Genomic DNA, 12,086 nt, shown 5'->3' with positions numbered 1-12,086 from the left:
CCGGTAAAGCCCCCTGGTCGGGGGGCCAACGGCGGCTGAGTACCCTGGAATGGTGGGAATTCTTCGTGACGCCAAACTCGGGATCAAAGTCGGAGTCGATCTGCTGAAGTCGAGGCGCACACGGGGCCAGCTCGCCCAGAAGCTGTCGCGCCGCCCTCCGTTCGCCCCGGGCTCTTTCGAGATCGGTGTCTACTTCGCCGATAGCGACGTCAACCTCTACCAGCTTCGCCAGTGGTACGAGCCGCTGGTCGAGCTGTCGAAGACCTGGCCCGTCGTCATCCTCAGCCGTAGCCCCTCCGCTATGAGCGCGCTGCTCGACGAGTCTCCGCTTCCGGTCGTCTACGTGCGCAAGGTCGTCGACCTCGAACAAGTGATCGATGAACAGGCCCTCAAGGTCGTGTTCTACGTCAACCAGAACACTCGGAACTTCCAGATGATGCGCTACGGGCGCCGCTGGCACGTTTTCATCAATCACGGTGAGAGCGACAAGATGTACATGACGACCAACCAGTTCAAGGCGTACGACTACAGCCTTGTCGCGGGCGAGGCAGCAGTCGCGAGACTGAATCGGGTTCTGTGGGACTACGACTTCGACAAGCGTGCGATCCGCATCGGGAGACCGCAGGCCGACCACTACTCGGGGCCGGTTCCCTACACCCCTGACGACCGCCGTGTCGTTCTCTATGCTCCGACGTGGGAGGGCGACAGGCCCTCCGCGGCCTACGGATCGATCGTGACTCACGGCGTCGGTCTGGTCACCCAACTCCTGGCGACCGGCGCGCACCGGGTCATCTACCGACCGCATCCTCGGAGCGGCGTCGTCGACTCGAGCTACGCTGCAGCCAATCAGCAGATCATCAAACTGATCGCTCAGGCGAACGCCGCAGATCCTCGGGCTCAGCACATCTACGACGACGGGCCCCAGCTCGGCTGGCAACTCGCGGCCGCCGACATGGCGATCGTCGACATCTCTGCGATGGTCTACGACCGGTTGGCGAGCGGAAAACCGCTGTTCGTCACCCGTCCGGTCAACGCGCTCGCCGAGATCGACTCGAGTGGATATCTTTTCGAGGCGGAATGGCTCGACGCCGACGAGGCTGCCGACATCGTGTCCAGAATCGACGCCCTCGAACACGATCCCGAGGCCGAAGCCCGTCTCGCGTACTGGGTCGAGAGATATTTCGGCGATACGTCACCGGGAGCGACGACGCGTCGATTCCATGAGGCAGTGGGAGGCCTGATGGACGCGTGGGAGACCTACGCCGCGCTCCACATGGACGACGGCCCGGTCGACGAGCATGAACCGGTCATCGAAGAATCGAATTGACGACCGTCGGCGTCGTGGATGCGTGCCTCGCGTCAGCGATCGACGCGGGCGAGACGCATGCGCACGAGAACCACCGCTACACCGATGACCACCAGCACGACGGCGGCCGCGACGAGCATGGGAACGAAGGCGACGCCCGTATCTGCAAGCGTCGTACTCACCGGAGTGATCTCAGTGAATCGTGCGAACAATGCTCTCACCCCGCTTTCGTATGTGTAACAAGTGTGTAACGTCGTCAAGCCTAGCAGTTGACTCTCAGCAATTCACCACGTTTGTGTGCGAGTCGCGCATTCGACGCAGAATAGAGATCATGATCACCATCACGTATACCGGTCACCGCTATGAACTCAGCGTCGACGGCGAAGGAGTCGGACGTTGTTTCTACCGAGACGCCGGCCCTCGTCGAGTCTTCATCCATACCGAAGTAGACGCGGGGCACGCAGGTCAGGGACTGGCCACACGTCTCATCGAGTACGCGCTCAGCGACTGCCGGGCTCGAGGGATGCGCATCGTCGCGCGTTGCCCGATGGTGTCGGCCTATCTCGACAAGCACCATGACTTCGACGACCTCGTCGATACTCCCGCGGGCGTGGACGCGCCTGAGGCTGCCGACTGAGGACCGTCCTAGCGACAATAGGATGTCGTCGGCTCAGATCCGCACCTCTGGCCACTCCGAACCCGGAGCATCCGGCGCCACGACCTCTGCCTCGGACTTCTTTCGCGACCGAGTGAGCATGCGGGGTCGGCGTCGATCCTGGCCCGTCAGCTCTTTCTGTCGAGGCACCTTCTTGTCGCGGGGCACGACCACCTTGGGTTCGAGGCTCGCGGGGAAAAGGGGTGGGGGAGGGCCGAAGGCGTAGCGGGCGCTGTGCACGACCTTTCGCCCCAGGATGTGATTGCCTGTTCCGCCGATCACGGCGCCGACACCGAAGGGTACGAGGCGCCCCACCGCTCCTGCTCCCGCGCGCGCGGCCAAGTGTTTGAGGAAGGTTGTCTTCAGGCGGTCGGCGATCGGTCCGATAGCGAACTGGGGGAGGCTCCGAGTCACCAACGTTCCCCAGTACTGACTTCTCGGCGCTCCGGTACCCGTCACTTGACCGGCCAGTTGCCTCACGAGGTCGGCGCCCGCCGTTCCCATCATCATCGACATCACGAGGGTGCGCGCCCGGTCGGGGTCGTCCACGGCGATACCGTGGACCTCGGTGATGGACTGAGCGAACAATGCGCTTGCCTCAAGGAATCCCGCCGTCTCGACGCTGGTGAGAGCAAGCGAGATTCCGACGCCGATGCCGGGGATGACCGCGCTCGCGCCGACAGCGGCCCCGCCTGCCGTGACGGCGGCGAGGTAACGCGTCTCGAGAATCTTGATGATCTGCTCGGACGTCGCGTTCGGGTGCATCTTGCGAATGGATCGGATATGGGCGACGACCACGGGCCGGTGCACGCTCAGGAGGCCGTCGATGCCCTTGGTGAACTGGGGGTGCAGATCGGGGTCGTAGACCGTCGGACCGGGCTGTGCCTCGCCGAGCTGCTTCTGCTTCTTCGCCACTGAGAGTCCTTCGTTCGGTCGGTGGGGTGATCATCCTACGTTTTCAAGCCGAGAGGCGTAGCGTCGACACATGGATACTCGACCGACGCATGCCCAGATTCCCGCCGACGGCCAGGAGTCGGTGTGGGACTACCCACGCCCTCCTCGCCTCGAGATGTCGACCGAACGCATCCAGATCACCCTCGGCGGTGTCGTCATCGCCGACACTGTGAATGCGTGCCGCGTTCTCGAGACGAGCCACCCGCCGGTCTACTATCTGCCGCGTTCCGCGTTCGCCGACGGAGTGATCACTCCTTCGGTCGGGAGCTCGTTCTGCGAGTTCAAGGGGTCGGCCAAGTACGTCACTCTCCGAGGTGGCAGCGTCGTTGCGCAGGGCGCGGGATGGTTCTACCCCACGCCGACGAGGGGATTCGAGGAGCTTCGAGACAGGATCGCCGTCTATCCGTCGGCGATGGATGTCTGCACGGTCGACGGCGAGGCGGTAACGCCGCAGGAGGGCGATTTCTACGGTGGATGGATCACCTCGCGCGTCGTCGGCCCGTTCAAGGGCGCGCCGGGAACCCTGGGGTGGTGAGCTGCGCCCTATTCGGCTGTGACGAAGTCGATGAGCTGCTCGACCCGGCCCAGTAGCTGTGGCTCGAGATCGGTGTAGGTAGAGACCCGCGACAGGATGCGCTGCCAGGCTCGGGCGATATCGGCCTGCTCCGCGTGTGGCCATCCGAAGGCCTCGCAGATGCCGTGCTTCCACTCGATAGATCGAGGGATCACGGGCCACTCGGTGAGGCCGAGTCTGGCGGGTTTCACCGACTGCCAGACGTCGACGTAGGGGTGGCCCACGACGATCACGTTGGCGCCATGGGGGCCGCGGGCGACCTTCTCGGCGATTCGGCTCTCTTTCGAGTTCGGAACGAGGTGATCGACGAGAACCCCGACCCGCCGTCCAGGCCCGGGCCGGAACTCGGCGAGAACCTCCTCGAGATGGTCGACGCCCTCGAGATACTCGACCACGACGCCCTCGGCGCGCAGGTCGGAACCCCAGACCTTCTCGACGAGTTCGGCATCGTGTCGGCCCTCGACGAAGATGCGGCTGGCACGAGCGACTCTGGCCCGTTCTTGCGGGCCGGCGATCGATCCCGATGCCGTGCGGCCAAGACCGGTCTGCTTCGTGCGGGGGGCACGAACGGCCACCGGGGTGCCTTCGAGCAGGAAGCCCGGTCCCAGAGGGAACATGCGGCGGCGGCCCTTGCGGTCCTCCAACTCGACCATCCGGCCTTCAACCCGCACGACGGAGCCGCAGAAGTCACTGGCGACGTCTTCGAGAACGAGATCGGTCACGGCCTCGACGACCGGGAGGTCGACCTTGGCCGGGCGTCTCGAGAAGTCGGCCAATACATCGGAGCCGTAGCGGTCGTCGGTGTTCATCTGCTCGACGCTAGCAACTCACCACGGGCGCGACCGAGAGGCTCGCTGGGCGGCAGCGTCGAGTTCAACACTGCCGTTTGGCCTGCACACGGTTCGTCTGAGGACAACCCCCGACAGCCCCGCTCGATCAACTCGTAGCGTGAAGAGAACGCACACGAGAAAGGCATGTCTATGACCCGGTTCGGATACACCCTCATGACAGAACAGAGCGGTCCCAAGCAGCTCGTCGGCTACGCCGTCGACGCCGAGCGCGCAGGATTCGACTTCGAGGTCTCGAGCGATCACTACTCGCCGTGGCTGACCGAGCAGGGGCACGCACCCTATGCCTGGTCGGTGCTCGGCGCCGTCGCCCAGGCCACCGATCGAGTTGAACTCGCCACCTACGTCACCTGCCCGACGATGCGGTACCACCCCGCTGTGATCGCGCAGAAGGCGGCCACCATGCAGCTGCTGAGCGACGGTCGGTTCATTCTGGGACTCGGATCGGGCGAGAACCTGAATGAGCACGTCGTCGGGGAGGGGTGGCCGTCGGTTGCACCGCGCCAGGACATGCTCGAGGAGGCCGTGACGATCATCCGTCAGCTGCACTCGGGCGATCTCGTCACGTGGGAGGGAGAGTACTTCCGCGTCGACTCGGCCCGCATCTGGGATGTGCCAGAGGGCGGGGTTCCCATCGGGCTGGCCGTGTCGGGCGAGAAGTCGATCCAGAGGTTCGCCCCCCTCGGCGATCACCTCATCACCACGGAGCCGTCTGCCGACCTCATCTCGGGATGGGCCGCCGCTCGCGCGGACAGCGCGCCCTCGCGCTCGATCGGCCAGATCCCCATCAGCTGGGCTCCCGACAAAGAGGATGCGATCGCCCGGGCTCACGAGCAGTTCCGCTGGTTCGCCGGTGGCTGGGCCGTCAACTCAGACCTGCCCACCCCGGCGGGTTTCGAGGGTGCGACCCAGTTCGTGCGGCCCGAAGACGTGGCCGAGCAGATCGCCTGCGGTCCCGATCTGGATGAGCTCGCCGAGAGTGTGCGCCCGTACCTCGATGCAGGATTCACCGACGTCGCGATCGTGCAGATCGGCGACGAGCTGCAGCAGCGATTCCTCGATGAGATCGCCGAGCCGCTGTTGGAAAAGCTCCGCGCACTCTGATCCCCAAAATATTCGTCGAGCGGGCCGGGCATAGAATTCCCGTCGGAATGGTTGCACACGCGCAACCTCCTCTCGAAAGGCACCACCCGGCCTATGGCCCCCTCGACGAATACTCCCGAACCCCCCGACAATTACAGCGAACGAGAACGACGCCAGCGCGCACGGCTCGCCCGCACGCCGAGCGAACGGGCGATCGTCTTCACGTTGGCGCTCACGGGCCTCACGGCCGCGGTGATGCAGACGCTGGTCACTCCCATCACTCCTGAGCTACCCACCCTGCTCGACACGTCCAGCTCGAACGCCACGTGGGTGCTCACGGCCACGCTGCTGGCAGCGGCCATCACCACTCCGATCTCCGGTCGTCTGGGCGACATGTTCGGCAAGCGCCGCATCACGCTCCTGCTTCTGGCGATCACGATCGTCGGTTCCGTGGTCTGTGCGCTCGCCCAAGACGTGACCGTGCTCATCGCCGGGCGAGCGTTGCAAGGCGCAGGGCTCGGCGTGATCGCACTCGGCATCAGCATTCTGCGCGATGTCCTGCACCCCAAGCGGCTCGGTGCAGCCGTTGCTCTCGTCAGTTCTACCCTGGGTATCGGCGGCGCTCTCGGCTTGCCGGTGGCCGCGTTCGTCGCCGACACCTTCGACTGGCACGTGCTGTTCTGGATGGCCACCGCGCTGTCTGCCATCGCTTTCGTCCTCGTGCTGTGGATCATCCCCGTCTCCACTCTCCGCACGGGTGGTTCGTTCGATTTCATCGGCGCGGTCGGGTTCGGAATCGGACTCGTGGCGATTCTGCTCGCGGTCTCGAAAGGAAACGAGTGGGGCTGGGCAACGCCGGCAACCATCGGCCTGTTCGCCGGGGGAGCCGTCGTGCTCATCGTCTGGGGCGTCTACGAGCTCCGCGCATCCAACCCGCTGATCGACCTGCGGATCGCCGCGCGCAGGCCGGTGCTTCTGACGAACCTGGCATCGATCACCGTCGGGTTCGCCTACTTCGCCAGCGTCGCCGTTCTGCCTCAACTCCTCGAGTCACCCACCGACACGGGCGTCGGCCTCGGCCAGTCGCTCTTCATCGCAAGCCTCTGCCTGATGCCCAGCGGAATCGTGATGTTCTTCCTCTCGCCGGTCGCCGCACGTCTGTCGGCAAGCAGGGGTCCGCGCACCTCCCTCGTTCTCGGCGCCTTCATCATCGCGGTGGGCTACGTGCTCGCCGTCGGCCTGATGACGGAGGTCTGGCACGCGGTGCTCGTCGCCACCGCGGTGGGCTTCGGCGTGGGGTTCGCCTATGCCGCGATGCCCACACTGATCATGCACGCTGTGCCGGCGTCGGAGACGGCCGCGGCCAACGGCTTCAACTCGGTGATGCGCACCCTCGGGTCGACGATCGCTGCCGCCGTCATCGGGGTGATCCTCTCATCGCACGTCGACATCGTGGGTGAGCGCGCCATCCCCACCGCCGAGGCATTCCAGTGGTCGTTCGGCCTCGCGGCCGCAGTGGCCCTCGCGGGCGCGATCCTCGCGCTCTTCCTTCCCCGACGCGAGACGATCTACACGACGGCCAGCATCCCCATCGTCGCGCCCGGCAAGAACTGATCACTCGAGCCGAGCCTCGTCGCCCAGCCACCGATTGAGGTCGGCGGTCAAGGCGTCGTCTACAGGCATGCCGCGGCCGTCGAGCGTGTGCACCGCAACAGCCTGGCGCACGCTCGACACGAGCCAGATCGCATCGCACTCGACGAGGTCGGCTGCCTCGATGGCAGCGAATCTCGTTCGGAAGCCTCTGGATTCGAAGAAGGCGAACGCAGTGGCCTGGGTCGTTCCGGCGAGGATTCCCGCGTCGATCGCGGGGCTCTCGATGAGCTCGCTTCGCCGCACGATCAGGCTCGACGTCGGACCTTCGAGCGCGAATCCATCGGTCGACGTGAAGATCACGTCGTCGGCGCCTCGTCTGGATGCCTCGCGCAGCGCGGCCGCGTTGGTCGCGTACGACAGGTGCTTGGCTCCCAGGAGAAGCCATGGCGCGCCTTCCGCGGCGTCGCTCGCGTACCCGCGATCGAGTGTGACGACCGAGACGCCGCTGCGTCTGATGCGAGTGAAGTCGCGAGCGGCACGGGCGAGGAGCCAGGCTGTGGGGGAGCCGTCTCCGCCCTCGACTCCCCGCGTCATCACGATAGTGACGGCGAGGCGGTCGACCGGCTCGTGCGCGTCGATCGCCATCCTCAGGGCATCCGTCCAGATCAGGCGGTCTGGCGGCGCAAGATCAAGCGCTCTCGCCGAGGCCTCGAGCCGGGCGAAGCGGGCCTCGAGTGCGGGCATCCGGCCGGCGATCACGCTGATGCTCTCGAAGATGCCGTCGCCGCGTGTGACTCCCCAGTCGGTCACGGCCAGGTGCGGCCCGCGGGGATCGACGCGTCGCGGGCCTGATGCGTCGACGATGAACAGGACGGGTGAACCGGTCACGGGTTCCACCGTTCGATGGAATGCAAGTGGACCTCACGCAGCTCGCCGGCATCGGCGACCGCGGTGAGAAAGGTGCAGTTTGGCTGGCGGCGGCGGTCGGTGGGCGAACCCGGGTTCAACAGACGCAGGCCGCTGGCTGCCGTCGAGTCCCACGGAATGTGGCTGTGACCGAAGACGAGGACGTCTGCGTCGTCGAACGTCTGCGCCATGCGCTCGTTTCGCCCGGTCGCCGCTCCGGTCTCGTGAATCATCGCGAATCGCACTCCTTCGATCTCTCGTCGCGCAACCTCGGGCAGCCGAGATCGAAGTTCCGGCCCGTCGTTGTTGCCGTACACCCCCACCAGGCGAGCGGATCGAGCCTCGAGCTCGTCGAGCGTGGCCTCATCGACCCAGTCGCCCGCGTGCAGAACGACATCTGCCGTGTCGATCGCCGTCCACAGCTCGGGCGGCAGAGCCTTCGCCCGTTTCGGTAGATGGGTGTCGGCGGTCATGACGATTCGGGTGCTCACTCGTTCAGTCTGACAGCGCGGGTGGGATTGAATAAGGGGGTGACCCATCCTCAGCGCGACCTCATCGCCGCCCTCCGCTCAGACCTCACCGCGGCGGGATTCACCGTCTCCGCTCTTTCCGGGCTCTGGGGCCAGGATGCCGACGCCGCGTTGCATCGCAATCAGCGCGTTCCGGCACTCAGGGCATTGACCCAGCTGAGGCGCACGCTCGGGCGGTCGACGCCGACAGCCACGCTCGCGGAACTGTTCGTGCTCGGCCTGCCAGTGCCGCCCGCACTGCTCGCCGAGGCCCTGCCGACTCTTGGTCTCCAGGGCGCATCGGAATTGAGGCTGATCTCGTCGGTGAGCGAGCGAGACGAGAGTGTGCGGCCGACGGCCGATCTGCGGCCCTACAGCTTCATCGACCAGCTCGGAGTCGGCAGCTGGTGGATCGTGTCGGACCTCGGCGAGTTGTCACTTGGACACGCCGTGGGCGAAGACCACGTGCTCGGTGTCGGAGGTGCGTCGCTCACGCTGAGCGGACTCATGATCCAGCGCCCCGTCGAGGCAGCCCTCGACCTCGGCACCGGATGCGGCATCCAGGCCATGCATGCGGCCCGGCACGCGCGCCGGGTCGTAGCGACTGACATCTCGGCTCGTGCCCTCGACATCGCCGCTCTGAACGCCGAACTGAACGGGTTCGAGAACATCGAGTTCCGGCTGGGCAGCCTCTTCGAGCCTGTCGCCGACGAGACCTTCGATCAGATCGTCTCGAACCCGCCGTTCGTCATCACCCCCCGGGCCGAGGGCGTGCCGAGCTATGAATACCGCGACGGCGGAATGGTCGGCGACGCGCTTGTGCAGCACGTCATGCGCCACGCGAGCGACTATCTGGCGCCCGGCGGCATCGCGCAGTCCCTCGGCAACTGGGAGTACACACACGAGAAGGACGGCCTCGATCGAGTGAACGGATGGCTCGATGACTCACCCGCCCTTGTTGTCGACGCGTGGGTCATCGAACGCGACGTGCAGCACATCTTCGAGTACGCGGAGACATGGATCAGAGACGGGGGCACGACCCCCGCGTCTCCCGAGTTCGATCGTCTCTACGGAGCGTGGCTCAACGACTTCGAGCACCGGGGGGTCGAGCGTGTCGGGTTCGGCTATGTCCTGCTTCGGCGACCGGATGCAGCGTCGTCCGTCGCGTCGGCGGCTCCGCTTCGCCGCCTCGAGCAACTACATGGCCCGCTGGGCGGCTCGGGCTCTGGCCTCGGGGCACACCTGGCAGAGTGCCTCGACGGGCACGACTGGCAGGCGAGCCGCAGCGATGCCGAACTCGCCTCATCGACCTTGGTCGTCGCATCCGATGTGACCGTCGAGCGGCACTACTGGCCCGGCGACGACGACCCGACAGCCATGATCTTGAGGCAGGGCGGGGGATTCGGGCGCCAGACCCCCGTCGACACGGGTCTCGCCGCGCTGGTCGGAGCGTGCGACGGAGAGCTCAGCGTCGGCGCCATCTGCGGCGCGCTCGCCCAGTTGCTCTCGGTCGATGAGCGGGCCCTCGAAGCGGAGCTGCTGCCTCTCGTCCGTTCACTCCTCGACGACGCGATCCTCCTGCCGACCACGGCGAGTTGATGCACGCCGCGCCGATTCGAGCTCCCGTTTCCCGAATGAGCACCGCATAGTCCCGATCCGGTCACCCGGCGTTTGCTTCATGGGAGTCCCCTGAATGCGTGGCATCTCGCCACGTTCGATCAGGGGGATCAAACGAATGCACTCACACTTCTTCCGAGGATCAGTGACTCGGCGGCGCACTCTGGCCGGCACCGCTGCCATCGTGGTCGCGGCGAGCGTTCTCGCCCCGGGCGCGGCCTTCGCCGCTGAGCTTCCCGACAATGGCGGGGCGGCGCGCAGCGAGGGCGACAGCACGGCCGCGCTTCGGGCTTCTATCGCCGATGGACCGGCCAAGAACGTGATCCTGCTCATCGGCGACGGCATGGGCGACAGCGAGATCACTATCGCCCGCAACTACGCCTATGGCGCCGCGGGTCAACTGCCGGGCATCGACGCACTGCCGCTCACGGGCCAGTACACGACGTATTCGCTCTACAAAGACGGAGCGAACAAGGGCAAGCCGGACTATGTGCCCGACTCAGCGGCGACCGGCTCCGCCTGGGCCACAGGAACCAAGACCTACGACAACGCCATCTCGGTCGACATCGATGGGGCGCCTCAGCAAACGCTGATCGAGATCGCCAAGGCCAACGGGCTCCGTACGGGCAACGTGAGCACGGCGGAGATCCAGGATGCAACGCCGGCCGTGCAGATCGCCCACGTCGATGCGCGTAGCTGCTACGGACCGGATTCCGCGACGTGCGGCGATGACGCGCTCGTGGCAGGAGGACTCGGATCGATCAGCGAGCAGTTGATCGACTCTCGTGCGGACGTCACCTTCGGCGGAGGCGCTGCGTCGTTCGGCCAGACTGCCAAGGCCGGCGAGTGGAATGGCCAGACTCTGTTCAACCAGGCGAGCGATCGCGGCTACCAGCTGGTCGACGATGCGACCGAGCTCGCCGCCCTCACCGAGGCGAATCAGCAGAAACCGGTGCTCGGTCTGTTCACTCCCGGCAACTTCCCCACACGATTCGCGCCGACCACGGCGACAGTCGGCGGCGCGGATGCCCCCGTGACATGCGCTCCTAATCCCGACCGTCTCTCGACCGACCTCTCATTGGCCAGCCTGACGGAGAAGTCGATCGGACTCCTCAACACCGCCGACAGCAAGGGATTCTTCCTGCAGGTCGAGGGCGCCTCGATCGACAAGCGCGACCACAGCGCTGACGCCTGCGGCCAGATCGGCGAGACGATCGACCTCGACGAGGCCGTGCAGAAAGCGTTGGCATTCGCCGAGGCAGACGGAAACACCCTGGTCATCGTCACCGCGGACCACGCGCACACGAGCCAGATCGTCGACAGCACGCCGCCCACGAGTCTGAGCACCGCGCTCACCACGGCCGACGGCACGGTGATGAAGGTGTCGTACGGCACCGCCGCAGCCGGAGGGTCGCAGCAGCACACGGGCAGCCAGCTCCGCGTCGCGGGCTACGGTCCGGGGGCTGCGAACGTGGTGGGTCTCATTGATCAGACGGACAACTTCTTCACGATCGCGAACGCCCTCCAGCTCAACCGCGACACGGCATCGCTGAGTTCGGACGCATCGCTCGTCCTACCGAAGACCACCTTTGCGCCGGGTGAATCGTTCGACGCGGTCGTCTCAGGCCTCGCCGGTGATCGCCAGCTGACCGGAACGATCTCCTCCACGGCGGATCAGAGCGATTCCGTCGTCGTGCCGAAGAGCGATCTCATCGACGGCGGGCTCGTCTTGCCTGCCTCAGCTCCGGCTGAGATCGGCGAGTACTCGGTGGATCTGACGGGAACGCAGAGCTCGAAGACACTGACAGCGAGGTTCCAGGTGACCGCTGACGGGCAGCTACCTCCCGCCGCTCCGGGCTCTAGCGTTCCGGGTGCGGCGACGGGCGGATCCGGATCGTCGGCCGCCGGCCTCGCACTGACGGGCGCCCAGATCTATCCGATCGTCGGAGCCGCTCTGCTGCTTCTGGCGCTCGGAGCCTTCCTCATCGCGCGTCGCCGATCGAGCACGAGCAACTGACACGCGTCGAAACGTGAGCGGGTG

At 66.0% G+C, this 12,086-nt stretch carries 12 protein-coding genes; 7 read left to right on the top strand and 5 right to left on the bottom strand.

All coding sequences use genetic code 11. The features are described 5' to 3' along the window. Positions 1-52 precede the first annotated feature (52 nt). Complete coding sequence (locus tag CCK87_RS08025; RefSeq protein ID WP_086461235.1) at positions 53-1,327, top strand: hypothetical protein; 1,275 nt, start codon at positions 53-55, stop codon at positions 1,325-1,327. Between the two features lie 32 nt (positions 1,328-1,359). Here CCK87_RS08025 and CCK87_RS18640 read toward each other — a convergent pair whose 3' ends face one another. Further along, a complete protein-coding gene (locus tag CCK87_RS18640) occupies positions 1,360-1,488 on the bottom strand; it encodes a hypothetical protein (protein ID WP_267240104.1) in 129 nt (42 codons plus the stop codon). Between the two features lie 149 nt (positions 1,489-1,637). On the opposite strand from CCK87_RS18640, the gene CCK87_RS08020 reads away from it, so the two are divergent. Continuing rightward, complete coding sequence (locus tag CCK87_RS08020) at positions 1,638-1,943, top strand: GNAT family N-acetyltransferase (RefSeq protein WP_086460878.1); 306 nt, start codon at positions 1,638-1,640, stop codon at positions 1,941-1,943. 33 nt (positions 1,944-1,976) lie between these two features. Here CCK87_RS08020 and CCK87_RS08015 read toward each other — a convergent pair whose 3' ends face one another. Beyond that, positions 1,977-2,876, bottom strand: a complete 900-nt coding sequence (locus tag CCK87_RS08015) for a hypothetical protein (protein ID WP_086460877.1) — start codon at positions 2,874-2,876, stop codon at positions 1,977-1,979. A 70-nt stretch (positions 2,877-2,946) separates the two neighbouring features. On the opposite strand from CCK87_RS08015, the gene CCK87_RS08010 reads away from it, so the two are divergent. Beyond that, positions 2,947-3,450, top strand: coding sequence for a DUF427 domain-containing protein (locus CCK87_RS08010; protein ID WP_086460876.1), 504 nt, complete (start codon positions 2,947-2,949; stop codon positions 3,448-3,450). Positions 3,451-3,458: 8 nt separating this feature from the next. Here the strand turns inward: CCK87_RS08010 and CCK87_RS08005 are convergent, their stop codons facing one another. Then, on the bottom strand, positions 3,459-4,298 hold the full coding sequence (locus CCK87_RS08005) for a DUF3097 domain-containing protein (RefSeq protein WP_086460875.1): 840 nt from the start codon (positions 4,296-4,298) through the stop codon (positions 3,459-3,461). A 171-nt stretch (positions 4,299-4,469) separates the two neighbouring features. Between CCK87_RS08005 and CCK87_RS08000 the strand changes: the two genes are divergently transcribed. Further along, positions 4,470-5,441: an LLM class F420-dependent oxidoreductase gene (locus tag CCK87_RS08000; RefSeq protein ID WP_086460874.1), complete on the top strand. Its 972-nt coding sequence runs from the start codon at positions 4,470-4,472 to the stop codon at positions 5,439-5,441. 93 nt (positions 5,442-5,534) lie between these two features. After that, entirely contained in the window at positions 5,535-7,034 is a 1,500-nt protein-coding gene (locus CCK87_RS07995; RefSeq protein ID WP_086460873.1) for an MFS transporter, read from the top strand. On the opposite strand, the gene CCK87_RS07990 is transcribed toward CCK87_RS07995, so the two are convergent. Together CCK87_RS07990 and CCK87_RS07985 are read right to left on the bottom strand one after the other, a co-directional pair. Next, positions 7,035-7,901: an aminotransferase class IV gene (locus CCK87_RS07990; RefSeq protein ID WP_086461234.1), complete on the bottom strand. Its 867-nt coding sequence runs from the start codon at positions 7,899-7,901 to the stop codon at positions 7,035-7,037. After that, entirely contained in the window at positions 7,898-8,410 is a 513-nt protein-coding gene (locus tag CCK87_RS07985; protein WP_212638199.1) for a YfcE family phosphodiesterase, read from the bottom strand. Before CCK87_RS07985 ends, CCK87_RS07990 begins: the two co-directional genes overlap by 4 nt. A gap of 39 nt (positions 8,411-8,449) precedes the next feature. Between CCK87_RS07985 and CCK87_RS07980 the strand changes: the two genes are divergently transcribed. Both CCK87_RS07980 and phoA read left to right on the top strand, forming a co-directional pair. Further along, on the top strand, positions 8,450-10,027 hold the full coding sequence (locus CCK87_RS07980; protein ID WP_249273780.1) for a methyltransferase: 1,578 nt from the start codon (positions 8,450-8,452) through the stop codon (positions 10,025-10,027). Between the two features lie 163 nt (positions 10,028-10,190). Continuing rightward, on the top strand, positions 10,191-12,062 hold the full coding sequence (gene phoA / locus CCK87_RS07975) for an alkaline phosphatase (protein ID WP_249273779.1): 1,872 nt from the start codon (positions 10,191-10,193) through the stop codon (positions 12,060-12,062). Positions 12,063-12,086 lie beyond the last annotated feature (24 nt).

It is taken from the genome of Agreia sp. VKM Ac-1783 (assembly GCF_900177765.1).
Classification (GTDB): domain Bacteria; phylum Actinomycetota; class Actinomycetes; order Actinomycetales; family Microbacteriaceae; genus Agreia.
The sequence above is the reverse complement of the archived record's forward strand: the minus strand, read 5'-3'. Positions and strand labels throughout refer to the sequence as shown.

Bases quoted from the DNA above. Each gene is read 5' to 3' on its own strand.
- CCK87_RS08020 (WP_086460878.1), top strand. From the start codon at position 1,638: ATGATCACCATCACGTATACCGGTCACCGCTATGAACTCAGCGTCGAC.
- CCK87_RS07995 (WP_086460873.1), top strand. From the start codon at position 5,535: ATGGCCCCCTCGACGAATACTCCCGAACCCCCCGACAATTACAGCGAA.
- CCK87_RS08005 (WP_086460875.1), bottom strand. From the start codon at position 4,298: ATGAACACCGACGACCGCTACGGCTCCGATGTATTGGCCGACTTCTCG.
- CCK87_RS08010 (WP_086460876.1), top strand. From the start codon at position 2,947: ATGGATACTCGACCGACGCATGCCCAGATTCCCGCCGACGGCCAGGAG.
- CCK87_RS08000 (WP_086460874.1), top strand. From the start codon at position 4,470: ATGACCCGGTTCGGATACACCCTCATGACAGAACAGAGCGGTCCCAAG.